Below are 25,868 nucleotides of genomic sequence, written 5' to 3'. Positions count from 1 at the left end.
ATAGTATTCCTGTCCCTGTCGGCACAGTGAATAGCATAACTCACCCAAAATAGAAAACTGTATTAGTATAACTGTCCTGTACCTCCCTGTAGTAAGGGATTATCCGGGTTGAGCATATCGCTGCGGCCCAGCCATTTCATCACGGTTTGCATCCATACGTCTATCGGTAGTTTCAGTACAAACCCGTGATCTCCTTCGGGATAAATATGCATTTCTGCCGGTACGTGCTGATGGCGCAATGCCTGGTAAAACAACAGGGTGTTGTCTACATCTACGGTCTTATCGTCGCCGGTATGAAACAATAGTGTGGGCGGTGTTTGCGGCGTCACCTGCCGGTCGTTGGAATAATATTTCACGGCTAGTTCATCGGGATGTTCGCCCAGCAAGCGGGTACGGGAACCGGCGTGAGAGAGATTTTTTTCCATGCTGATCACCGGGTATACGAGGATCATAAAATCCGGGCGCAGGTTTACCCCTGCATTGGCGGCCAATACGGGGCGGTCAAAATGTGTTCCTACCGTAGACGCCAGGTGGCCACCGGCGGAAAAGCCCATGATGCCTACTCTCTTGTTGTCGATATTCCATTCTTTGGCACGTGACCGGATCATTTTCAGTGCCTCTTGTGCATCCTGCAGCGGGCCACTGCTTTTATCGGTCATGATCTTATCGGAAGGTAAACGGTATTTGAGTACGAAAGCGGCAATGCCTTGTTTCACGAAGTATTCAGCGATATTCAACCCTTCTTTTTGCAATACTACCCAGGCATAGCCTCCACCGGGGCAAATCAACACCGCCGTGCCGGTTGCCTTTTCTTTAGGGGGCAGAAAAGCGGTGAGTGTAGGTACGCTGGTGAGCGCGCGATTATTATCCTTATCTGTTATTTCCTCATCAGGGGAAGCAATACCGCCCGGCGGAAGACCGCTATATAAAGGCATTACATTTTGTGCATGGGCAACGATGGCAACGAAGCTGAGGAGGGAAATAAAGAGGGCGCGCATAGTATTAATTATTCACCATAATAGTAAGAAAATCTTTATAAAGTTACATCATGTGTCACCGAATAATATTTCAATGCTATCAGATCGTTAGGCAAAGGCTTGTTATTCCACGATGAATGGATGGCCAGTGCTGCTCCCATGGCAGTAGCCTGCGCCATAGATGCAGCAAAGATTTCTATCTCCGGAAACAGCGCTGCCAGTAAATGCATGTAGATGGCATTTTTGCTGAACCCACCGTCAACGAATATACGTTTTACTGCAGAGCCATTGAGGACCCTTTTAGTGGCGATGTATTGTTGCTGGGCAATATCGAGCATCAGCTGATGATACGCTTCGGTATCATCAGCAAAGCTATGCAGGTCGCGTTGTCCGAAGACAGAAGCCTGTAGCAGCTTTGGATCTGGCGACAACAGAGCATGATCCTGTTTGTTCCGCTCTTTTAAGGTGCGAATAATGTTGCTATCAAAATCAATATTGCGATAATGACCGGTATGCTGATTAAAATGGGCTGCAATGCGTTTTACCTGCTGCTCATGTTCATAACCGGCAAACAAACGGGAAGCCTTTACCGGCTTGCCCTGGAATGTCATGTAGCACAGGCAGTCTGCTGCCAGTTCTTCATCGGTAAGTGGTGTATCGTTAAATGGATTGAAGCTGATACACCAGGTGCCGGTAGAAATTAATATAAACGGTTCATGAAAGTTCACCAGGTAAGGAATCAATGCAGCCGAGCTATCGTGCAGGCCCGTACCGATGGCATAATTATTACCAGGGAATGCAGCGGGCATTACTTCTCCGGAAGATAACAGTGGCGCCAGCTTTTCCAGCAGCCCTTCTTTTTTCACCCACGCATGATAATTATTTTGTTTAAAGTCCCAGAAATTAGTGTGACATCCGATGCTGGTAATATCCGAACAGGCCACGCCGGAAAGCAGGTAGCTCATGTACTGCGGTAAATGCAGTGCGTATTTCACGCGCGGAAAAATGTCTGGCTGCGTATACTTCAGCCGGTACAACTGCATTCCGGAATTAAGACTTCCCAGTACCGGAGAAGCTGTTTGTACAGAGAAGGCTTTTTCTCCGCCATAGCTATTGTAAAACTGCTCCTGCAATGCAGCAGGATATTCTTTCAGGTAATTATATAGCGGAGTCAATGGGCGCCCTTCCTCATCTATGTACACCAAACTGGCGCCATAGGTAGAAAAGTTAATGGCTTTGATCACCAGGTCTTTCCGCCGGAATACTTCTCTCAATGAATCAAATACAGAGAGGCGAAGGCTTTCCAGGTTTTCGCAGGGCGCTCCATCTTCGTCCACCGTTTCCGTAAAACGAGCTGTCCGCTCAAAGATGATCCGATACTGTTCATCAAAGAGAAACAGCTTTTTGTTGGTTTTACCAACATCGAAGATGGCTATAACGGGAATTTCGCTCATAAATATTTTTAAGATTACAGTCCTGTCGCCATGGTTCTCACTCCTCTTTCACGGATCAGCTGATCCCTTACTTTGGCTGAGCGATACAAGGCCAGTGGATTCAACGCGCCACCTGTCTGCATTCTGGCGGCAGCCACCAATGCACGAACGTCTGTGCGGAATGCTTGTTGTAATATTTCCTGTGCAGTTACCACATCATTATTTTGTTGTGCTGCATATAATTTCTTTCGATCTACCAGCAACGCCTGCGCATAGCTGATCATGATGGCTTCTACAGATTGCAGGAGGTCTTCCAGCGGATCTTTTACATTGTGCGAAGCGTCTATCATCCAGGCCAGGTCGGTGTTGTGGTTCATGCCTCTCGCATCCATGCCTTCCACCAGTTCATTAAAGATAAGGAACAGCTGATAAGGCTTGATGCTACCTACGGTCAGGTCATCATCACCAAACTTGGAATCATTAAAATGGAAGCCGCCTAATTTACCTTCCATCAGCAGCAGGGAAACGATTTGTTCGATGTTGGCGTTGGGCAGGTGGTGGCCCAGATCCACGAGGGAATAGGCTTTAGGTCCCAGCTTATTGGCATAGAGCAGCGACTGTCCCCAGTCGCCTACCGTGGTGGAATAAAAATTAGGTTCCGCCGCTTTGTATTCTACAAACACTTTCCAGTCGTCTGGTAAGGCGGCATAAATTTCCTGCAGTCCTTCGAGTGTATTTTGGAAAGCGTGGCGGAAGTTCAGCTGGCCGGGAAAACAGGAGCCATCGGACAGCCACACAGACAGCGCATCGGAGCCCAGTGCCACACCATATTGAATCACTTCAATATTATGCTCAATGGCTTGTTTACGAACGTCTTTATTGACATGCTGCAGCGAACCAAATTTATAGCTATGCGTTTGTCCCGGCTGGTCCTGGAAGGTGTTGGAGTTCATGGCATCGAAGCGAAGTCCATGCTGCGCCGCCACTGCTTTGATATGCGCCGGGTTGTCCGGCACATCCCAGGGAATATGCAGGGAGATGGAGCCGCTGGATTGATTGAGCTGGTGCAGCAATCCAACGTCGCCAATTTTCTCTTCCAGGTTGCGGGGTTCGCCCCCACCGGGGAAACGGCCAAAGCGGGTACCACCTGTACCGAGTGCCCAGCTGGGAATACCCACCTGGAAAGCGCTTAACTGCTGAACGAGGTCCGGCACATTGTCAATTTCTCCGGAGAGATAGTCAAATGCGCGCTGGTGGGCTGCCAGCAATGAATGATTATGTTCGTCTATTTTATATTTTTCTATTTGCATCGTTCTCTTTTTAACAGCAGATAAAATACTGTTTTTATCTTACAAAAGCCATGGCTACGCCACCGTCTACGTTCAGCACATTACCGGTGGCTTTATTCAACAGTCCACTTACAAAAGCATAACATGCATTGGCAATATCTTCGGGGACGATGATTTCATTGAGCAGGGTACGTTTAGCGTAGAATGCCGGTAGTTCTTCCACCTTTACACCGTATGCTTTGGCGCGGCCTTCTGCCCAGGCGCCTGCCCATATTTTGCTATCGGAAATAACGGCATCAGGGTTGACTACGTTCACGCGTATACGATCTTTTCCCAGTTCGGCGGCATTGAGTCTGCTGAGGTGCAGTTGTGCTGCTTTAGCAGAGCCATAGGCGGCATTATTAGGCCCGGACACCAACGCATTTTTACTCACGATGTTCAGCACGTCGCCGCCGGTATCCTGTTTGCGCATAATTTCCACACCGGTTTGCGTAACGAGGAACTGTCCTTTTACGAGTACATCATACAACAGGTCCCAGTCTTTTTCCGTATGCTCTTCCAATGGTTTGGAAATAGAGAGTCCAGCGCAATTGACAATAATGTCAACTCCACCAAAAGCCAGTACGGCCGTGTTATAGGTCTGACGGATCGACGCCGCATCTGTTACATCGAGCAGGTCTGCTGCGAACACATCTTTCCCAAATAATTTATTAAATTCTGCGGTGGCGGAAGCCAGTCGTTCTGCATCGTTATCATTGATCACTACCACGGCGCCTTCTTCTGCAAACTTTTTAGCGATGGCTTTACCGATACCGCCGGCGCTGCCGGTGACCAGGGCAATTCTGCCGCTGAGTGCTTTCGGTTTGGGCATGCGTTGTAGTTTTGCTTCTTCCAGCAGCCAGTATTCAATATTGAAGGCTTCCTGTCTTGGCAGGGAGGTATATTCAGAAATGGCTTCTGCGCCGCGCATTACGTTAATGGCGTTGATATAGAATTCGGCGGCCACTCTGGCGGTTTGTTTATCTTTTGCGAAGGTGAACATGCCTACGCCGGGATACAGGATCACTACGGGGTTAGGATCGCGCATGGCCGGGCTGTTGGGATGTTTGCAGGTGTTGTAGTAGGCTGCGTACATTTCCCGGTAGGCTTCAAACAAGGGTGACAGGCCGGTTTTGATAGCGGCAAGATCGGCCAGACTTGCGTCCGGGGCGAGGTTCAGTACCAGCGGGCTGATTTTGGTGCGTAAAAAGTGATCCGGGCAGCTGGTGCCGAGTGGGGCCAGCCGGTCGAGATCCTGGGAGTTAATAAATTCCAGTACACGGGCGTCGTCGGTGAAGTGGCCCACCATTTTCTGCCTGGAAGAGCAATAACCCCGTAAAATCGGGGCCAATGCAGCCGCCTGGGCCTTCCGCGCTTCCGGCGACAATGCGTCGATTTTAGCGCCTCCAAATACTGGTTTCTGACGGCCGGTGTTTGCCTGCAGGTATTCCGCGCAGCGTTCTATCACCTCGAGGGTATTGATATAGCTTTCGTAGGCAGTATCGCCCCAGGTAAAGAGGCCATGTGATCCCAGCATGATACCACGGATACCGGGATTTTCATCGAGACATTGTTTCAGTTGCAGGCCCAAATCGAATCCTGGCTTTTGCCAGGGGACCCAGCCAATAGTGCCATTGAATAATTCCTGCGTAATCTTTTTACCGTCTTTCGCCGCGGCGATGGCAATGGCGGCATCCGGATGCAGGTGATCGATATGTTTAAAAGGAAGAAATCCATGCAGGGGGGTATCAATAGAAGGTGCTTTGGAACTGAGATCATAAATACAATGGTTAAACAGTTCTACCATTTCATCTTCATGTGCCATCCCTCTGTAAATGTGTTGCAGGCTGCGAAGACGATCTACATATAAAGCAGCCAGTCCACTTTTTTTCAGTGTGCCCAGGTCTCCGCCGGAACCCTTTACCCACATGACTTCTACGGGCTCACCTGTTAACGGATCTTTAGCCATGGCTTTGCAGGAGGTATTTCCGCCTCCGTAGTTGGTCAGCCGCAGATCGGCTCCCAGCAAGTTGGAACGATAGATCAGCAAGGCTACTTCGTCACCAGCCATACCGGCTGCTGTGGCTTCATCCCATAAATAACTGACATGCCTGAATTGCGTGGTAGTTCCATCTAAAGACATACTATATAATTTTAACGTTTTTAATTGCGATAATGCTGCGGGTTAATTGTCTAATGAATTACCATATCCCACCAGGATCACTGACAATATAATAGTGAATATTCCGAGGGAAATAGTAGCGAATGTTTTTTTACTGGCATTTTTCCATTCCTTTAACACAAAGCCCCACATGCCGGAAATCAGGATAATAAAAGCCATATGCAGGATCCAGGAGCTGGCATCGTTGCCCAGCTTACTTTCTCCCATGCCGTAGAAAAAGAATTGCAGAAACCAGGTGGTGCCGGCGATGGCGGCGAAAACATAATTCTTTACCAGCGGGGTTTCTTTGTTCGTATAATCGTTGAAAGATTGATTCCTTTTATTGAGGATCATACACCAGATGAAATTGGTGGTGAGTCCGCCTAACATGATAATAACAAAAATAACATTGTTTTTGAACAGCGGGTTAGCGTTGTTGGCTACTGCGGCTTTGCCCATGCTGTTGCCCGCAGTGATAGCGAAGCTCATGCAGGCGCTGAGGATACCGGAAACAATGGCCACGACCAATCCTTTACGGAGATTGAATTCCTGGATGCTTTCCGTTTTCTGTTCCTGCGAGAGTTCCTTTTCCTTGAGCATCCCTGCCCTGCCGCAAATAGCAATGCCGATGAGGCATACTGCTACGCCCAGCAGTACAAACATGCCCTTACTGGTATGTAACATGGCGCCCAGGGTATTAGGATCGTCGGTAAACAGGCCGCGGTAAGCAGGTGGTATGAGTGCACCAAATGCGGAACAGAAGCCCAGGGCCACCGCCATTCCCAGCGACATGCCCAGGTAGCGCATAGATAAGCCAAAGGTTAACCCGCCTATCCCCCATAATACGCCGAGGAAATATGTCCAGAAAAGTACGGGGCCGGCAGTGCTGCCGATAATATCCATGAAACCGGGAACGGTGAGCCAGGCGGCTGCCAGAGGCACCACCAGCCAGGAGAACACGCCTCCTACAATCCAGTAACTCTCCCAGCTCCACCCCTTCACTTTTTTGTAAGGGATATAAAAACTGCCAGAGGCAAACCCTCCGATAAAGTGGAACAAAACGCCCAGTAAAGCCTGCATAATGACATCGTAATTTGTAACGTGGAAAACTAATGTTTCATAAAAATAAAGCATGTATATTTTTAAACTGTCATGGACTGTCATGCTTCCAATATCCTGCAGCAATTGTAGAATTAAATTACTATCATTGTCGGGAAAAGTTGCTGACAGCTAATTCCACGTGACTAATATCAACTGAGCCATGAAACAACATCCGATTTTCAAATACCTGTTCATCGATGATTTCTCCGCCACGCCAAAATATTTTCAGCTGGCCAACTCTATTATCAAAGCGATAGTAGACAAGAAAGTACAACAGGACGATATCTTACCTTCTATCAATGAGGTCAGCTATGCATTTGAGATATCGAGAGACACCGCAGAAAAAGCTTATAAATACCTGAAAGGCCTGGGAATTCTGGGGTCTGTTCCGGGCAAAGGTTACTATGTACAACATACCAATTTTGATCAGCAGTATAAGATACTACTCCTGTTCAACAAATTGAGTGAACATAAAAAAATTATCTATGATTCCTTTGCCGACAAACTAGGGGAACAGGCGAACATCGACTTTTATATTTATAACAGTGATTTTAGTTTGTTCAAAAAATTATTGTCGCAGAATATCAATGAATACACGCATATCGTGATCCTGCCACATTTCCGGGAGCGATGGGAACATGTAGATGAAGTGATCAATACTATTCCCAAAGAGAAATTAATTTTGCTGGACAAAAAGCTGAAAGGGGTAACCGGCGAGTATGGTGCGGTGTATGAAAATTTTCAGGAAGATATTTATGGTGCGCTGGAACAAGCCAGGAATAAGCTACAGCAGTATCATACCCTGAAAATCATTTACCCGGAAAACACTTACTACCCGGAAGAAATATATGAAGGCTTCGTGCAGTTTTGCCAGAACTATGCTTTCAACAGTAAGAAAGTAAATGAGATTGAAGAAGAAGATATACAGCCGGGAGATGTATACATTAACCTTCGGGAAAATGACCTGGTATTGCTGATAGAGCGGATTATATCTCTGAATTTACAGATAGGGAAAGATGTAGGCGTGATTTCCTATAACGAAACCCCGCTGAAAAAATTCATCCTGAAAGGCATTACCACCATTTCCACCGACTTTAAATGTATGGGGGAAATGGCTGCACAGCTGATCCTGGATCATTCCAGGGCGCAGATAGAAGTACCGTTTTATGTGACCATGCGGGCTTCCCTCTAGTGTATTTCGATCCAGGTTCTGTACCTTTAGGGCATTAAACGGAAAAAAATGCAAACACCAGAAAAATCCAATGATCCGCTGCACGGGCTTACACTGGAGAAAATAGTGACACATCTCTACGAAAGTTATGGCTGGGAAGTGCTGGGAGAAGAAATCAGAATTAACTGTTTTACCAGCAATCCATCTGTACAAAGCAGTTTAAAGTTCCTGCGGAAAACGCCATGGGCGCGGAAAAAAGTGGAAGACTTTTATAAATACTCCCTGAGAAAGAATAAACTCAAATGATATGTAGTGCCGGGTGTTCAGTATTGAACACCCGGTTTCAAAAACGGACATTTAACTTCACGCCCCCCTTTCCTATCTACTGAAAATCAACACCTTAAGAAATGGCATTTTGTTAGCGCCTTCCTGTACCGGCCCATAAAATGCATTCCATGTTCAGTAGTTATTTAAAAACAGCCTTAAGAACCATCCGGCGGAATATCAGCTATACTTTTCTGAATGTATTCGGATTAACCTTAAGTATTGCCGCCTGCCTGATTATATTTTTAATTGTGCGGAATGAGTTGAGCTACGATAGCCCTTTCAAAAAAGCCGATCGTACGTACCGGGTAACCATGCATGGGCTGGACTATAATTCCAGCGTATCGTTGCTGGTGGTACCGGCTTTGCGCAATGATTTCCCGGAACTGGAGCAGGTATCGCAGTATTGGTACCAGGGAAATGGATTGGTAAAAACCGGTGAGGCACGGTACAACGAGAAAGGCTACGCTTTTGCGGATGCCGCCTTCCTCCAGATCTTCGATTATACGTGGCTGGCCGGAGATCCCCGCACCGCCTTATCGGAACCCAATGAAGTAGTGCTGACCCAAACTATTGCCCGCAAATACTTTGGCGATAAAGATCCTATGGGACAGGTCATCAACCTGGAGAATCAGTATAACCTGAAAGTAACCGGTGTGGTAAAAGATCCTCCCATCAATAACAGTCAGCCGTTTGTATTCCTGGTTTCCTACGAAACCATTAAAGCCGAGGCGCTGGCACATACGGGTATTTACTCGATCAATGGCGGTACGGCTTATATTGTATTACCGGAAAACTACGATGTGCGGCAGCTGGAACGCCGCATGCCGGGCTTTGTTACCAAAAACTGGGGCGCAAATATATCTGCCGAAACATCGCTGTTGATACAGCCCTTAAAAGAAATTCATTTTGACCAGCGTTACCAGGAAAATCCTGCCAGTCCTACCGTGAGTAAAGAAACCTACTGGGGACTGGGCATGGTGGCCTTATTCATTATCATCACCGCCTGTATCAACTTTATTAATATGGCTACGGCACAGGCTATACGTCGTGCAAAAGAAGTGGGTGTACGTAAAGTCCTGGGGGCTTACCGTGGGCAGCTGATCCGGCAATTTCTCGCTGAAACCGCGCTGCTGGTATTAATTGCAGTGGTGTTGGGAACCATTGCGGCAGCCGTTTTCCTGCCGCTGGTGGCGGCCTGGATGGGCATTGCCCTGAGCGCGGCGCAACTATCACAACCGGTTGTTATACTGGTGCTGGGCGGCATAACGGTAACGGTTATACTTTTGGCGGGCCTCTATCCTGCTTTTGTGCAATCGGCCTTTGAACCGGTTACCTCGCTGAAAAGCACTACCGGCATCACTATCAAAGGATTAGGATTACGTAAGATATTAGTGTCTACCCAGTTCGGCATTTCACAACTGCTGATTGCCGGCACCCTCATTGTAGGTTACCAGATGGATTTTCTGCAGAACCAGGACCTGGGTTTCAGCAAAGATGCCGTTGTTTCCTTTGGGGTACCTGACAAAAATAAACGCGATATTCTACAGGAACAATTACTATCCAATCCCGGTGTGAAGCAGCTGTCGTTTGCATCCGGACCTCCCGTAGGTGGCAGTAATTACGCGCCTTTCAGCTATCCTGATGCCGGTATTACCAAGGATGATGTAACGGAAATGAAAGCCATTGATGAGCAATACCTGGGCATGTTCTCCATCCGGCTGCTGGCCGGTGAAAATCTCCGTAAGCTTACAGACGCAGATACCATACGCCGGGTACTGGTCAATGAAACGCTGCTGCACAAACTGGGTATGCAAATACCGGAAAAAGCTATTGGCGTACGTTTCCAGGTTAATGGCCGGCCAGCGTTGATTGCCGGTGTAGTACAGGACTTTCAGAGTGAGTCACGTTATAAAAAAAGAAGACCCTGCGTATTGGAATACAACTCCGGTCGTTTTTGGTCGGCATGCGTAAGGATACAGCCGGGCAATATGCGCAATACCCTTGCTGGCATTGACAAATCCTGGTCTGCGCTGTTTACGGAGGATCAGTTTGAATACGAATTTCTGGACGACCATATTGCCAATTTATATAAACAGGAGCAAAAGCTCTATACCGCTTTTAAACTCTTTTCCTCACTCGCTATATTGATTGGGTGCCTGGGATTATACGGTCTGGTGGCATTTGCCGCTGTGCAACGCACGAAAGAAGTAGGCATCCGCAAAGTACTGGGGGCTTCGCTATTGAATATTGTAGGACTTTTTGCAAAAGAATTTATTGTACTCATCATTATCTCCTTCTGCATAGCGGCTCCTGTGGCCTGGTTCGTGATGCATAAATGGCTGGATAATTTTGCTTACCAAACCAGTATTGGTGGCGGTACTTTCCTGATTGCAATCGGCGTATCTGTGGTCATAGCCGGTATCACCGTTGCTTATCAGGCCATAAAAGCCGGTTTGGTGAACCCTGTAAAAAGTTTGCGATAACGATGAAGGACAAGCAGCGTCGATACCGCTGCTTGTCTCTACAATTTCACCTTGAGTCCTAATTCCCTTTTCATTGTCAGCAGTGCTTCTGCATTACCTTTCGCATCATCGACCGGATGATGGGTATGCTTTGTTTTTCGTAGGTGCTTGAACGTTGTAAACGTATCTTTCATCATCCCTTTGTATAAGCTGCCGAGGTTCTGAGAGCTGAAGCCAAAAGGATTTTCGCCAAGAAAATGATGAAAGTACCAGCATATAAACATCCAGTCGAAACCGTTGTTGTCGCTGATAAAAATGGGTCGGTCTTTAGAAACCGTTGCTATCCATTTCTTAAAATTCAACATCACCGTTGCGGGATCTTCAAAGGTCAATGTTTCTTCACGGGTATGACCCGATACCGCCAATGCTTCCGGGATATACTTATCGGAAACGGGTTTCAGCTGACCGTAAAAAGTTTGGTTGAGCTGTTCGTTCACGAGTACAGCGCCGAATGAGATCATAGAAAAATCGCCGGGTATAGGCCCGTCGCTTTCCACGTCCACCATAATAAAAGCCATGATTTGTAGTTTGATTTTTTGGGTTAAACAATTTTTTATTCGTCTTACAAAGATATAAAATATTATTATACAAGAAAAAAGACGGCGTGATACCCGCTCCCATGAAAAAGGCATCCCGGCTATGCCAGGATGCCTTTAACGCCAAAGCGTTAACAGATTCTTTGATGGAGCCGCCTGGGTTAAACTAAATTAACCTTAGGTGTCCATGAATATTCTGTAGATAGCATGAATACCTCCTTTTCTTTGGTGAGTAATGAAATTAAGGGAAAATATTCAAACCAGAAAACACTACAACAAAAAAATAACATATTGTCGCAGTGAAATTATGTAATGTACTGTACTACTTCTCATTTACCGGCGGCAACGGCTGTTCCCGGATGACTTTTTCAAAATAATAAATCGCCTTATTTCTTTTTCAACGCAGCAGCAATTGCTTTTTCTGCCAGTGGCCCCATCACGAGGTAACCTTCCTTGTTAGGATGTACGCCATCGGTACAGAGTGCCTTCTGCAGGCCTTTTTGCTCATCCACCATCGCGGAGTAGTAGTCGAGATATACGAAGCCGTTTTTAGCCGCGTATTCTTTAATGCGCTGGTTCAGGTCTGCAATTTTGGTAACAGGATCCAATCCCGGACGCCAAGGGTAATCGTATACGGGCAGTACAGAAGAGAGTACTACTTTGATTCCATTCGCCTTCGCCAGTTCCGCCATAGACACGATGTTGCCGAAAATGGTGGGAACAGGTGTATAACCGGTATTACACGCAATATCGTTGGTACCGGCCAGGATCACCACTACGGCGGGATGCAGGTCAATCACGTCGGGACGGAAACGAATCAGCATCTGCGGGGTAGTTTGTCCGCTAATACCTCTGTTGATATAAGGTTTACCGGCAAAGAACTCTGGGTTCAGGTGGCTCCAGCCTATAGTAATAGAGTTCCCCATAAATACCACGCGTTTTTCGCCGGCTTTAGGGGCTTCTACTTTCGCATTATCGTCCTGGAAACATTTCAGGCAGGCCCAGTCCTGTTTCATCAGTTCCTCTTGTTGCTTTTTCTTAGCTGCTGCATCGGTGTTATCCTGTGCAAAAGCCGAAGTGGCCAACAGGCCGAGCAAAGCCATTAACGGCCAGCTTAATTTTTTCATTTTCATGGATCAGAATTTAAATAACGTATAGCCGTCGGCGAAATGCCATCGGTAAGGTAGCGGAAAATAACATCTTTTTCCTGGCATTCGCAATAGCTGATTATCAAAGGATACAGACAAGGATCAACGGCCTTCAAACAGGACAGTGCAGGACAGTACAGGACGCAACAGGACAGGAATGTATTATTCTTCACCTAAATTTATTTCCGTAAAGAATCGCCGTTTCATCACTCTAATTCCACTCGTTATGATTAAAGTTTACGTCCTTTGTCGTAGAGGATATGCCTGTCTTGCACGTTATGGAGTCACCTTATTACTCCTCTTTATTTGCTCAATTGCCTATGCACAAAAAACTACGATTACCGGGCAAATAACTGATGCCGCTGCCGGCTCTGCCCTTCCCAGCGTTACCATTGGTGTAAAGGGAAGTAGCCAGGGCGCATTTAGTGATGCCAATGGCAGATATACTATTTCCGCCGGCAGCACAGATTCACTTGTTTTTAGTTTTATCGGGTATGTGACCAAAACCATTCATGTTGGTAGTCGTACCAAAATCAGTGTACAACTGGAGTCCAGCAATAAATTGCTGAACCAGGTAGTGGTAGTAGGTTATGGTACCCAGCAAAAAAAGGATGTAACGGGATCTGTGGGTATTGTGTCTATGAAAAATGTGAAAGATATGCCGGTAGCGGGTCCTGACCAGGCGTTGGCCGGGCAGATCGCAGGTATTCAGGTAAGTACCTCCAACGGTATTCCGGGTGGCGGTCCGCAGGTACAGGTACGTGGTATTGGTGCAGTAGGTGCCGGTAGCCAGCCCCTGTATGTAGTGGATGGTTATCCACTGGCGTCTTCTTCCGACCAGGTATCTGATCCGATGAATGCCATCAATCCACAGGATATAGAATCTATGGCGGTATTGAAAGATGCATCCGCCACCGCTATCTATGGTTCCAGAGGCGCCAACGGCGTAGTACTCATTACTACCAAAAGGGGCAGCTCCGGTATTCCAACCGTGCAGCTCTCCGCCAGCTACGGCCTGCAACAGATTCCACAGAAAGGACGTCCTGACCTTATGAACGGCCAAGAGTTTGCCCAGTTCAGAAAAGAATCCATAGAAGATAATATCCGCTTTACCGAACACCGCGAACCTACGGATGCGGACATTCCGGAAATATATCGTCACCCGGAACTGATCGGTGAAGGCACCAACTGGTTTGATGCCATTACCCGCGTGGCGCCCATGCAGGATATCAACCTGAATGTAAGCGGCGGTACGGAAAAAATCAGAACGTATATCTCTGCCGGTTATTATAACCAGGATGGTGTTATTATCAACTCGGGTTACAAAAGATTTTCTGTAAGAGCCAACGTAGATGCGAATCTTTCAGACAGGTTCAAAGTAGGCTTTAACATAGCCCCTTCCTATACAACCCGCAAAGGCAACACCTCCGGAGAAGGCCGTGGCAGCTACTTTGGCATCGCCAGTCCGATTGAACCCATCTATAAACCAAATGGTAGCTTAAATGCCTATATCCAGAGCCCCGGTACCTTCGGACTTCCCAATCCGGTGATGTTCCTGAATGATGTTACCAACAAATCCAAAAGTACCCGTATTCTTTTTAATACTTATGGAGAATATGAAATTATAAAGAACCTGAAGTTCAAATCTACTTTTAACGTAGACTACCAGGAAGGTAGCGGGGAATATTTTGTTCCTTCTACTATTGGCAGCACCAATACCGCGCCGCCCAGCATCCCTGTCGGTGGCTACAACAGTGGTAACTACCTGAACTGGCTAAACGAAAATACGCTGACCTATCAGTATAATACACATAGTGGTCACGCTTTCACCGGATTACTCGGTTACAGCATACAATCACAAAAAGAAGAATTTGCCGGTTTCAATGGCGCCAACTACCCCGATGATGATATCAAAACATTAAACGGCGCCGCTACCATCACTGGCGGTACCGATAAAACAGAATGGGCTTTGTTGTCTTACCTGGCGAGAATCAACTATGCGTACAAAGACAAATACCTGGTAACGGCTACTGTAAGAAGCGATGGTTCTTCCCGTTTCGGACCAGACAACCGCTGGGGTACTTTCCCTTCTGTAGCACTGGGATGGCGCATTTCACAGGAGGACTTCATGAAATCTTCCCGTCTTTTCAGTGACCTGAAATTAAGGGCTTCCTATGGTTTCTCCGGTAACTTTAATATTGGTAACTACTCTTACATGAGTAACATTGGTACCAGTGATTATGTATTAGGCGGCTCACTCGCCGGTGGTCGTGTCATGAATTCATTGGGCAACCCTGCATTGGGTTGGGAAAAAATGCGGGAATTAAATATAGGCGTTGACGTTGGACTGTGGAAAGACCGCGTTTATCTGACCATCGACGCCTATAAAAGAAATACCCAGGACTTGTTGTTAAACGTGGAAGTACCACAATCCAGTGGCTTCTCCACCGTAACACAAAACAAGGGTGACATGGAAAACAAGGGATTGGAAATTGGTATTTCTTCCCGCAACATCGAATCCAAATCATTTACCTGGACCACCAACTTCAACATTTCCTTTAACCGTAACAAAGTGCTGCAGTTAGGAACAGATAATGCGCCTATCTACTCCGGCAACTCCAGTGAAGGCAATCCCACCAACGTAAGCATGGTAGGAAAACCGCTGGCGATGCTGTACGGATATGTATTTGACGGTATTTATCAGAACCAGGCAGAAGTAGATAAAGGACCGGCTTTCCCGGGTGCGATTCCAGGCAATATCCGTTTCAAGGATATTAATGGCAATGGCGTGATTAATCCGCGTGAAGACTTTGCCATCATTGGTAATCCTTATCCGGACTTCAACTGGGGCTTAACCAATATTCTGAACTACAAAAAATTTGATCTGCGTGTATTGGTGGTAGGTTCCATGGGAGCTGATCGTTTACATGCCACCAACGATTACAATGGTAATATAGATGGTGTTTTCAACGTAAGAAAAGATGTGGCTGACAGGTGGAGATCAGAGTCTAATCCTGGCAACGGAAAAGTGCCTACCACCAATGGTTCCGGCCGTGGCAGGGTGATGTACAGAGACGTAAGTTCACTCACTGTAGAGAAAAACAACTATGCATGGGTGAAAAATATTACACTGGGTTATTCGCTTCCTAAATTCGGATTTGTGCAAAGTGCCAGGATATACCTGAGTGTACAAAATGCGATCCTGTTTACCAACTACAGTGGTAATCCGGAAGTCACCAACTACATGGGTAAAGGCGGTAGTGGCGCATTGGTACCGGGTATCGATTATTCCAGTTATCCCGTTCCAAGAATTTATTCACTGGGCGCCAACCTCTCCTTTTAATTCAGTTCCTAAAAGAATAGCAACATGAAAACGAAAATACCTTTAATCGCGCTTTTAGCGATCGCACTGAATGGATGTACGAGTATGCTGGATGTACAACCCAGCTCTTTTTCCAGCGGGTCTAATTATTACACCACCGAAGCGCAGATATTACGTGCCGTAAATGGCGCCTATGGCCAATTACAAACGCTGTATACCAGTGACTACTGGGCCATGTCTGAAATGAGAGCAGACAATACCAATTACCAATATGATGAAAGTGACCGTGGAGCGCAGCAGCGGGAAGAAATTGATGAATTCCTGACCACTAACAGCAATAACTATATAAATAATACCTGGTCACAATTGTATTACAACATCCAGCAATCCAATGTGATCCTTACGCGCATTGATGCGGTGCCATTTGCCAACGAAGCCACTAAAAAACAATACGCCGGTGAAGCTAAATTCCTCCGGGCCCTGTACTACTTTCACCTCGTGCGCCTTTTCGGCGGTGTGCCACTATTGGTGAAAGAAGTGGCCAGCCCGGAGCAGGCTTCCACGCCTAAAAAAGCCAGTGTAGCGGAAGTATATGCGCAGATCATTGCAGATGCTACGGATGCAGCCGCCAGCCTGCCTGCCACCTATGGCGCCAGCGATATGGGCAGAGCCACCAAAGGCGCCGCTTTAACACTGCTCGGTGATGTGTACATGACCATGAAAGATTATCCTAAAGCGGTAACCACCCTGCAACAGGTGGTAGGCTTGAATTATTCGCTGGTGGACAATTATGCAGATAATTTTGATCCTGCTAAAAAGAATAATACAGAATCTGTTTTCTCCGTGCAGTATAACGCCGGTATGGAAACAGAAAGCAGCAATTTTATTTTTGTTTTTGGTCCGCGTAACGGTAAAAAAGACCTGACCGGTTTTAATGGTACCCTGGGTGGTTGCAATATGCCTACTCCCAGTATTGTGAATGCGTATGAGCCGAAAGACAAAAGAAAGGATGCGTCTATTTTTATGTATGATAGTCCTACCAACACCGCTTTTGCAGAATCCGTTGCCTTTGGTGGTAAATTACCGCTCATCAAAAAATTCTATCATCCGCCGTATGCGCTCGATGGCCGTGCCAATGAAAACTGGCCGGTATACCGCTACTCACAGGTATTGCTGATGCTGGCAGAAGCGATCAACGAAACGGGCAATGGCGATCCATTACAATATATCAACCCGGTACGTGTGCGCGCTGGTTTAGATCCGCTGCCTGCATTAAATCAATCGGCCTTCCGCGATACCGTATTTCATGAACAACGGGTAGAGCTGGCGTTTGAAGACCAACGCTGGTACCAGCTGCTCCGTACCGGCAAAGCCGTATCTGTTATGACTGCGCATGGTATCGAAGAAAAAAAGCGTTTGACCAGACTCAGCCCGGCATCTTACAACATACAGGCATATCAGTTACTTTATCCGATTCCTGAAAGAGAAATTAGATTGAATGGATTTGAACAAAATACCGGCTGGTAAAAAAAATAGAAAAAAAGTGGAAACGTTCACTATATTACTACAGCTATAGTGAACGACCCAAGCCAATTGTATCATCTCAGGAACATTTTAAGAATATATTATGACCGCGTTAAGAAAAAGACCACTCAGGCTGTTGGCAATCATTTCCACCGTTTTAATAACGGGTGTGGCCTGCAATAACGGAAACGACTCAACGTCGAAAGACAAAGGAACCGGAAATCCGAAAATCGATGCGTTGAAATTACCTGATAATTTCAAGGCAGAGCGATTATACAGTCCCGGCGATAACAAGCAGGGGTCCTGGGTATCCATGACTTTCGACAACAAGGGCCGTATGATTGTGTCTGATCAGTATGGGTTCCTTTACCGGCTGCAGCTGCCCGCTGTAGGGGAAGATTCGTCTAAACTGAAAATTGAAAAGCTGAATATCGGCAACGATACTTCCAGCCAGAAAGTGTCTATGGGTTATGCCCAGGGATTACTGTATGCGTTCAACAGTTTGTATGTAATGGTGAACCATAACAGTGATGACCGCTTCACCAAAGGCAGCGGTTTATACCGTTTGCAGGACACGGATGGCGATGATCAATTTGACAAAATCACACAGCTGAAAGCATTGGATGGAGAAGGTGAACACGGCCCACACAGCATTGTGTTATCACCCGACGGAAAATCCATCTATGTGATTGCCGGTAATTTTACCAAAATTCCGGAGATGAATACCTACCGGTATCCGCTCTCCACGAACATCGACAACATTCTGCCGTTGATCAAAGACCCTAACGGTCACGACAATACGGTGAATACACATGGCGGATGGATTGCGCATATTGATTCTACCGGTTCCAACTGGGAACTGATCAGCTCTGGCTTCCGTAATCCTTTTGACCTTACGTTTAATGATCAGGGTGACATGTTCACCTATGATTCAGATATGGAATGGGATTTTGGCACCCCCTGGTATCGTCCTACCCGTATTTGCCAGGTAACCAGTGGCAGTGAATACGGCTGGCGCCCGGGTACGGAGAAATGGTCTCCCGCCTATCCGGATAATTTACCTCCGTTATTAAACATAGGCCAGGGCTCTCCTACTAACCTGATCTACGGCGGCAAAGCGCGTTTCCCGGAAAAATACCGCAAATCATTATTTGCATTTGACTGGAGCTTTGGTATTATTTACGCGATCCATTTGCAGCCTGAAGGTGCTTCCTACAAAGCCAGCGCAGAAGAATTCCTTTCCGGATCACCGCTGCCGTTGACAGATGGTGTGATTGGTCCTGATGGCGCGCTGTATTTTCTGACCGGTGGCCGCAGACTGGAATCAGATCTGTATCGTGTATATTATAAAGACAATAAAGAAAGCAACGAACCGTTGGCTGCGACTACGCCTACGGAAGGTGCTAACATCCGCAAACAGCTGGAAGCGTATCATGGTGGGCCTAAAGCAGGTGCCGTTGATTTTGCATGGCCTTACCTGAAAAACGATGATCGCTTTGTTCGTTTTGCGGCAAGAATCGCCATCGAAAACCAACCAGTAAGTCAGTGGCAGAATAAAGTATTGCAGGAGAAAGATCCTGAAACACTGATCCAGAGCAGTATTGCGCTGGCCCGTCAGGGTAAGGAAGATGTGAAGAAGCTGCTGTTGCCACAACTCATGACGATCAACTATGCACAGTTGTCGCCTTCCCAACAGATTGATCTGCTCCGTGCCTTTGAGCTGGTATTTGTGCGCATGGGTAAACCCGATGCCACTTTATCTGCCCAGGTAGCGAAGTATCTTGATCCGCAGTATCCGGCTGCCACCAATGATCTCAACAGGTCACTGAGCAAAGTGCTGGTATACCTCGATGCACCGAATGCAGTAGAGAAAACCATGGCCTTACTGGCGGTGGCAAAAGATGATACCGCTGCCCAAAAAACAGCGATGCAATCTGCCGACCTGATTATGCGTAATCCGCAGTACGGGCTGGATATAGCTGGTATGCTTTCCAAGATGCCGCCATTACAGCAAACCTGGTATGCCACTGTTTTAAGTCAGGCTAAAAATGGCTGGACACCTGCTTTACAGGAACAATATTTCCAATGGTTCTATCATGCCTTTACCTTTAAAGGCGGACATAGTTTCATTGGCTTCATTAACACCGCGCGTAAAAACGCGTTGGCCAACGTACCGAAAAATGAGTTTGCGCATTTCAACCAGGTATCAGGTGATTCTTTGCTGAACAGCAATGGTAACCTGGCCCAGGGATATGCGCAGCCACAGGGACCTGGCAGAAACTGGAAACTGGAAGAAGCCGTGAAGGTGGTAGACAGTGGATTAACCAACCGCAACTTTGAGCAGGGCAAGGCCATGTTTGCCACTTCCCTGTGCAGCTCCTGTCATGGTATGCGCGGTGAAGGTGGTGTGGCTGGTCCGGATCTAACGCAGCTGGGTACACGTTTTTCCAGCAAAGATATCCTGGATGCCATCATTAATCCGAGCAAAACCATTTCTGATCAGTATGGCGCCACTGTTTTCTCACTGAAGAATGGCGGTTCTGTAGTTGGTCGTCTGGTGAGCCAGGACAATGATAAATACATCATTTCCCAGAATCCTTTTGCTACTACCGAAACACGGGAGTTGAAGAAGAGCGAAGTAGCCGGTACTAAAACCTCTACTGTTTCCGTGATGCTGCCCGGATTGATCAACCGTTTGAATGAAGACGAACTGAGAGATCTGCTGGCTTATCTGAAAGCAGGTGGTAACAAAGAGGATGCAATATTTGCGAAACCTCAGCAGGCAAAAAAATAAATATTTTTTTTTCGGAAGATAAATAACGCGCGGATGGCTATACAAAAACAGGCATGGGAACATAAGCTATCGAACCACTTACAACTGGGCGGAATAGAAACGGCGGTGCTGGACAATGGCCCCGGCAGGGGCACCCGCATTGCCTGGATCAATACCGGTGCAGGGCTGAGGTATAAGGTAGTGATAGATCGTGCGATGGATATTGCAGATGCTTTTTTCAATCAGCATAGCCTGGCATGGATTAGTCATGGTGGCGTTACCGCACCGCAAAGATTAACTGACAAAGGTTTGGACTGGCTCCAAACCTTTGGCGGTGGATTAATGACCACCTGCGGTTTGTCACATGTAGGCGGTCCGGAGTCCGATGAGTATGGGGAACGCGGCTTGCATGGCCCTATCAGCAATACGCCCGCTGAAATCGTTTCCATCATCCAACCCGACCCGGTGAATGGGCAGATGGAGATGAGCATTACCGGCATCATGCGACAGGTACAGGCCTTGGGGCCTCAGCTGCTGCTGAAACGTACTATTTCCGGTACACTGGGCGAAGCGGGGATCCGCGTGCATGATGAAGTAATCAACAGCGGCAATACTACCGCCCCGCATATGCTGCTGTACCATTTCAACTTTGGCTGGCCGCTGGTAAACGAAGGTGCAGATATCTGCTGGGAGGGTGATTGGCGCTCCAGAGCAGGCAATCCGGATCACATCTTCCGGCAGGATAATAATTACAAAAAATGTTTAGCTCCGCTGGATAGCCATGCTGGTGGCGGAGAAGAAGCTGCTATCATTGATGTAGCCGCCAACGCCAACGGATGGTGTACCTGTGGCGTACATAATGCCGCATTAGGGCTGGCACTTTCCCTGCGTTTTAAAAAACAGCAGTTGCCGGTGCTCACCAACTGGCAACACTGGGGTAAGGGCGAATATGTGATGGGACTGGAACCCGGTACTCATCCACCCACCGGACAGGCGCTGGCCCGTAAGGAAGGTACGCTGATACAGCTGGCGCCGGGAGAACGGCGACACTATGAACTGCAGGTAGACCTGCTGCATACACCCGCCGCCATTCAACAATTTAAAACTGATCTTTCAACATCCATACATTATTAAGCCATGGAAAAATTAAGCTTAGCTGCAAAAGCACTCGAACAGGGACAAGGGATTCTCCGACTGGCACCAAACTGGGTACCCAGATCATTTTGTGTGCCAGGCCGGCGGATCAAATTACACCCGGATGATTATTACGTCCTTGGAGGCGAAAGAGGCGGTATCGACGAACGTTGGCTATCCTCTACCACTCCGGCGAAGAACGGGCCTTTAACAGGCGAAAATGAGGGTTTAAGCATGGTAGTCGTGGAAGATGGCAACAGCACCCAACAGGTATTGCTGAAAGATGCCATCAGCGAATTAAAAGATAAAGTAATCGGCAAAAGACTCTGGGATCAATACGGCGCATGGCCCATGTATTCCAAATTCTTTGACAATATGGGACCGCTCCCCCACCACATTCACCACAACGATGAAAAAGCAGCGCTGATAGGACAGGCCGGCAAACCCGAAGCCTACTACTTTCCGCCGCAGCTGAATAACCACGGTGGCGATTTCCCGTATACATTTATGGGTATTGCTCCCGGCACCACCAAAGAACAGATCAAAGAATGCCTTTTGAACTTCAGCAAAGGCGATAACAAAATCACCAACTACTCTCAGGCTTACCGCCTGGAACCCGGCACCGGCTGGGATGTACCGCCGGGACTGTTGCATGCACCCGGTAGCTTATGCACTTACGAGCCACAAAAAGCCTCCGACGTTTTCGCGATGTATCAGTCGCTCGTAAACGAAGCGATCGTACCCGAAGTACTGCTCTGGAACGGCACGCCCAAAGAAAGCATCGGCGATTATGATGCGCTGATGGATGTGATAGACTGGGAGCTGAACGTAGACCCCAATCAGTTCCAGAACCGTTTCATGCCGCCTAAACTGGCAGCCAGCGGTGACGGCTATACGGAGAACTGGGTATGCTATAAATCAGATGCCTTCAGTGCCAAGGAATTGACCGTAGCTCCCGGCGCCACGGTGGTGATCAAAGACGCCGCTGCCTACGGTATCATCGTCATGCAGGGCCATGGTAAAATGGGCGTATGGGATATAGAAACACCTGCGCTGATCCGTTATGGACAGCTGACCAATGATGAGTTTTTCATCACCGAAGCAGCAGCTACAGCAGGGGTAACTATTGTGAATACCTCTGCTACTGATCCCATCGTGATGCTGAAACATTTCGGTCCGGGTAACCCCGACCTGGTGCTGTAATTACTGATTTAAAAAAACTGCGTTATGAAAGATAATAATTATCCTAAGCTCCACAATGCCACCTGGCCGGGCATTGTAGGAAAAGGTGATGGTTCCGAACCCATCATTTCATTTGACACCCTGCTGGAAATGACGGCAGCAGCAGAAGTAAACGGTGTTAAATTCGACGGCATCGACATCGGGTTGTTTGATCCGCATGTACCCGTAGATAGTTCCGACGACGATCTCAAAAGACTGGTAGATAAAGTAGCTTCCTATAACCTGGAAATCGGAAGTCTCGTGGCGCCCATCTGGCCTCCCAGTGGTGGTTCCGCCATGGGCAGCAAAGAAGAGCGGGCGCGTTTTGTGGAGCAGGTACGCAAGTCCTGCCATGTAGGCCAACGGCTGCGGGAACTGGGAATTCGTCCCAATGGTATTGTGCGCATCGACTCAGCCTGTACTCCTGATAGCTGGGCGCAGGACCCTGCCGGCAATACGAAACTGATTGCACAAACATTCCGCGAAGCTTGTGATGTAGCCGCCGACTACGGTGAAAAACTCGCAGCAGAGGGCGAAATCTGCTGGGGTGGCATGCATAGCTGGAAAGCGATGGTAGATACCCTATCGGCGGTAGACCGCCCTAATATTGGCTTCCAGGCCGATATGTCGCACACCTTCCTGTACCTGTTGGGGTATAACAGTCCGGAAGACCGGATCCTGCCGGTTGATTTTGACTGGAAAGACCGGGATGCGCTGGCAGCTGGACTGCGTACCCTCACGGATGCGCTGCGTCCGTGGACGATAGATTTTCATGTGGCACAAAATGACGGTACCGTACATGGTACTGGTTCGCACGATAAAACCGGCCGGCATTGCCTGGCGACTGATCCCAACGGCAAATTGAATATCGCCGTGGATGCAGGCTACTGGCTTCGCGACAACAAAGGCGAACTCACCAAAGCCTTCCGGCATATTTGCTGGGATGGCTGTATGTTTCCCAATGCCGTGATGACCCAGGCAAAAACCTGGAATGATATCCTCGCCGCCATGATCAATGTACGTGAGCTACATGGCTGGCAGGAATAGATTTTTCAATAAAAAAATCAGTGACAACTATGACACCAAAGAAAGAACTGCGGATAGGATTAATAGGCTGTGGCTTTATGGGCAGAACCCATTCCAATGGGTACCTGCGTGTAAAGAATTTTTTCCCTCAACTGGCCTATGTGCCGGTGCTGAAAGCAGTATGTTCCCGCACCGAAAGTAAAGCCCGTGCTTTTGCAGATCAGTGGGGCTATGAATCTGTAGAAACCGACTGGAAAGCACTACTGGCCAGAGAAGATATAGATGCCGTAGATATCTGTACGCCCAATGATATGCACGCAGAAATTGCGATCGCTGCTGCCGCCGCTGGTAAAATGATCCTTTGTGAGAAGCCGCTGGCACGGACCCTCGCAGAATCTGAAGGCATGGTAACGGCGATAGAAAAAGCAGGCGTGCCCAATACCGTATGGTACAACTACCGCCGTTTACCGGCAGTTACCTTAGCCAAAAAAATTATCGACTCCGGAAAACTGGGCCGCATTTTTCACTACCGCGCCAATTTCCTGCAGGACTGGACCATTAACGCCAACCTGCCCCAGGGTGGTGAAGGCTTGTGGCGTATGGATGCAGATGTAGCCGGTTCCGGCGTGTTGGGTGATCTGCTCTCCCATTGCATCGACACCGCGTTATGGCTGAATGGCAGCATTTCCACGGTTACCGCTATGACGGAAACCTTTGTGAAAGAACGCATGCACCAGCTCACCGGCAAAGTAGAAAAAGTGAATATCGACGACGCCTGTTCCTTCCTGTGCCGCTTCAACAACGGCTCACTGGGACTCTTTGAATCAACCCGTTACGCCCGCGGACATAAAGCCTTATATACGTTCGAAATCAATGGCGAACATGCATCTATCCGCTGGGATCTGCATGATTTAAACCGCCTGGAATACTTCGATAACGCGGACGACTCTACGCTGCGCGGATGGCGCTCCATCCATGTAACGGATGGCGACCAGCCTTACATGGATAAATGGTGGGTACCGGGACTGGGCATCGGCTATGAACATTCTTTCGTTCACCAGGTAGCTGACTTCCTGTTAAGCCTGGAAACCGGTGCGCCCTGTTCTCCTACCTTTAAAGAGGCGTTCGAAACACAGAAAGTTTGCCAGGCAGTACTGGACTCGGCCAACAGCGGCACCTGGAAAGACACTAACGCCGCATAACTATCGCCGGTGGATATACGAAGGTATCTGTCTCCGGAGGATATACGAAAACAACTATCTACAACGGGTATACGAAACATTCCCGGCTCCCGTGGATACACGAAAAATAAACATCTTAAAATAACAACTATGCTGAAAAGAACCCGCACATTGTTTATTCCGCTGGTGGCAGCGGCTACGCTGTTTTCCGCCAGCAGCTGTCAAACCAGCAGCAGCATGGGCAACTATAGTGGCTTCGTAGAAATCTTTGATGGTAAAACATTAAAAGGCTGGGAAGGTGATGGTATTCACTGGCGCGCAGAAAATGGTAACCTGGTAGGCGAAGTAACGCCACAAACACTGATCAAAACCAATACCTTCCTGATCTGGCAAGGCGGGCAACCAGCCAACTTTGAACTCACCTGTGAGTTTAAAATTACCAATGGCGGCAACAGTGGCATCAACTACCGCAGCGTGATGGTAGAAAATGTACCCAATGCCCTCAAAGGCTATCAGGCAGATATTGATGGCGCCAACAACTACACCGGCCAGAACTACGAAGAACGTGGACGCACTACCCTCGCCTATCGCGGACAAAAAACCACGATTCCGGCGCCTACCACCTCCTTGGGAGATGGCATCAAAAACAACGCCTGGACGGCGGCCCTGGTAACCGGTTCTTTGGGTAGCAGCGACTCCCTGAAAACACTGATCAAAAGTGAAGACTGGAATAAATGCCATCTTATTGTAAGAGGTAACCATTTACAACACTACATCAACGACGTGCTGATGAGTGATGTAACCGATAATGATAAAGTTAACGGCAAGTCAAAAGGCTTACTGGGCGTACAGGTACACGTTGGTCCGCCGATGAAGGTGGAATACCGGCATATTATGCTGAAACGTTTGTAGTGCGCGGAGTAGCGGAGGGGATCGCCTTCGGCGATTGTCTTTCTCAGGATTTTCAGGATTTTGATGATTGT

General features: G+C 47.8%; 18 protein-coding genes. 11 read left to right on the top strand and 7 right to left on the bottom strand.

The window, feature by feature from the left end; all coding sequences use genetic code 11:
* Nucleotides 1-62: 62 nt before the first annotated feature.
* The 5 genes from VIP81_RS11925 to rhaT are packed head-to-tail and all read right to left on the bottom strand — an operon-like array spanning nucleotide 63 to nucleotide 6,979.
* The gene (locus VIP81_RS11925; RefSeq protein ID WP_331960396.1) at nucleotides 63-998 is read right to left on the bottom strand and encodes an alpha/beta hydrolase; all 936 of its coding nucleotides are present in this window, start codon (nucleotides 996-998) and stop codon (nucleotides 63-65) included.
* A 35-nt stretch (nucleotides 999-1,033) separates the two neighbouring features.
* Entirely contained in the window at nucleotides 1,034-2,431 is a 1,398-nt protein-coding gene (locus VIP81_RS11920; protein WP_331960393.1) for an FGGY-family carbohydrate kinase, read from the bottom strand.
* Between the two features lie 14 nt (nucleotides 2,432-2,445).
* The gene (locus VIP81_RS11915; protein WP_331960390.1) at nucleotides 2,446-3,720 is read right to left on the bottom strand and encodes a sugar isomerase; all 1,275 of its coding nucleotides are present in this window, start codon (nucleotides 3,718-3,720) and stop codon (nucleotides 2,446-2,448) included.
* A gap of 34 nt (nucleotides 3,721-3,754) precedes the next feature.
* Nucleotides 3,755-5,881 (bottom strand): bifunctional aldolase/short-chain dehydrogenase, encoded by a 2,127-nt coding sequence (locus VIP81_RS11910; protein ID WP_331960387.1) that lies wholly within the window; start codon nucleotides 5,879-5,881, stop codon nucleotides 3,755-3,757.
* A gap of 42 nt (nucleotides 5,882-5,923) precedes the next feature.
* The gene (gene rhaT, locus VIP81_RS11905) at nucleotides 5,924-6,979 is read right to left on the bottom strand and encodes an L-rhamnose/proton symporter RhaT (RefSeq protein ID WP_331960384.1); all 1,056 of its coding nucleotides are present in this window, start codon (nucleotides 6,977-6,979) and stop codon (nucleotides 5,924-5,926) included.
* A gap of 181 nt (nucleotides 6,980-7,160) precedes the next feature.
* On the opposite strand from rhaT, the gene VIP81_RS11900 reads away from it, so the two are divergent.
* From VIP81_RS11900 to VIP81_RS11890, 3 genes are all read left to right on the top strand, one after another.
* Nucleotides 7,161-8,192 (top strand): GntR family transcriptional regulator, encoded by a 1,032-nt coding sequence (locus VIP81_RS11900; RefSeq protein ID WP_331960381.1) that lies wholly within the window; start codon nucleotides 7,161-7,163, stop codon nucleotides 8,190-8,192.
* Between the two features lie 48 nt (nucleotides 8,193-8,240).
* Nucleotides 8,241-8,477: a VF530 family protein gene (locus VIP81_RS11895; protein ID WP_331960378.1), complete on the top strand. Its 237-nt coding sequence runs from the start codon at nucleotides 8,241-8,243 to the stop codon at nucleotides 8,475-8,477.
* Between the two features lie 149 nt (nucleotides 8,478-8,626).
* Nucleotides 8,627-10,981: an ABC transporter permease gene (locus tag VIP81_RS11890; protein ID WP_331960375.1), complete on the top strand. Its 2,355-nt coding sequence runs from the start codon at nucleotides 8,627-8,629 to the stop codon at nucleotides 10,979-10,981.
* Between the two features lie 38 nt (nucleotides 10,982-11,019).
* On the opposite strand, the gene VIP81_RS11885 is transcribed toward VIP81_RS11890, so the two are convergent.
* Nucleotides 11,020-11,538, bottom strand: a complete 519-nt coding sequence (locus VIP81_RS11885) for a 3'-5' exoribonuclease domain-containing protein (protein WP_331960372.1) — start codon at nucleotides 11,536-11,538, stop codon at nucleotides 11,020-11,022.
* Between the two features lie 404 nt (nucleotides 11,539-11,942).
* Nucleotides 11,943-12,689: an SGNH/GDSL hydrolase family protein gene (locus tag VIP81_RS11880; RefSeq protein ID WP_331960369.1), complete on the bottom strand. Its 747-nt coding sequence runs from the start codon at nucleotides 12,687-12,689 to the stop codon at nucleotides 11,943-11,945.
* Between the two features lie 241 nt (nucleotides 12,690-12,930).
* Between VIP81_RS11880 and VIP81_RS11875 the strand changes: the two genes are divergently transcribed.
* The 8 genes from VIP81_RS11875 to VIP81_RS11840 all read left to right on the top strand — a co-directional run bounded on the left by VIP81_RS11875 (nucleotide 12,931) and on the right by VIP81_RS11840 (nucleotide 25,797).
* Entirely contained in the window at nucleotides 12,931-16,047 is a 3,117-nt protein-coding gene (locus VIP81_RS11875; protein ID WP_331960366.1) for a TonB-dependent receptor, read from the top strand.
* Nucleotides 16,048-16,071: 24 nt separating this feature from the next.
* The gene (locus tag VIP81_RS11870; RefSeq protein ID WP_331960363.1) at nucleotides 16,072-17,553 is read left to right on the top strand and encodes a RagB/SusD family nutrient uptake outer membrane protein; all 1,482 of its coding nucleotides are present in this window, start codon (nucleotides 16,072-16,074) and stop codon (nucleotides 17,551-17,553) included.
* Nucleotides 17,554-17,653: 100 nt separating this feature from the next.
* Nucleotides 17,654-20,344 carry a c-type cytochrome gene (locus VIP81_RS11865; RefSeq protein ID WP_331960360.1) on the top strand — a complete coding sequence of 897 codons (2,691 nt, stop codon included), beginning with the start codon at nucleotides 17,654-17,656 and terminating at the stop codon, nucleotides 20,342-20,344.
* Between the two features lie 33 nt (nucleotides 20,345-20,377).
* Complete coding sequence (locus VIP81_RS11860) at nucleotides 20,378-21,457, top strand: aldose 1-epimerase family protein (protein WP_331960357.1); 1,080 nt, start codon at nucleotides 20,378-20,380, stop codon at nucleotides 21,455-21,457.
* A gap of 3 nt (nucleotides 21,458-21,460) precedes the next feature.
* The gene (locus VIP81_RS11855; protein ID WP_331960354.1) at nucleotides 21,461-22,660 is read left to right on the top strand and encodes a hypothetical protein; all 1,200 of its coding nucleotides are present in this window, start codon (nucleotides 21,461-21,463) and stop codon (nucleotides 22,658-22,660) included.
* Between the two features lie 24 nt (nucleotides 22,661-22,684).
* A complete protein-coding gene (locus VIP81_RS11850) occupies nucleotides 22,685-23,725 on the top strand; it encodes a sugar phosphate isomerase/epimerase family protein (RefSeq protein WP_331960351.1) in 1,041 nt (346 codons plus the stop codon).
* A gap of 29 nt (nucleotides 23,726-23,754) precedes the next feature.
* Nucleotides 23,755-24,906, top strand: a complete 1,152-nt coding sequence (locus VIP81_RS11845; protein ID WP_331960348.1) for a Gfo/Idh/MocA family oxidoreductase — start codon at nucleotides 23,755-23,757, stop codon at nucleotides 24,904-24,906.
* A 129-nt stretch (nucleotides 24,907-25,035) separates the two neighbouring features.
* Nucleotides 25,036-25,797, top strand: a complete 762-nt coding sequence (locus tag VIP81_RS11840) for a DUF1080 domain-containing protein (RefSeq protein WP_331960345.1) — start codon at nucleotides 25,036-25,038, stop codon at nucleotides 25,795-25,797.
* Nucleotides 25,798-25,868 lie beyond the last annotated feature (71 nt).

Origin of the sequence: Chitinophaga sp., from assembly GCF_036566945.1 — a bacterium.
GTDB lineage: Bacteria > Bacteroidota > Bacteroidia > Chitinophagales > Chitinophagaceae > Chitinophaga.
Note: the sequence above shows the minus strand (reverse complement) of the source record. Positions and strands in the feature narration are given on the sequence as shown.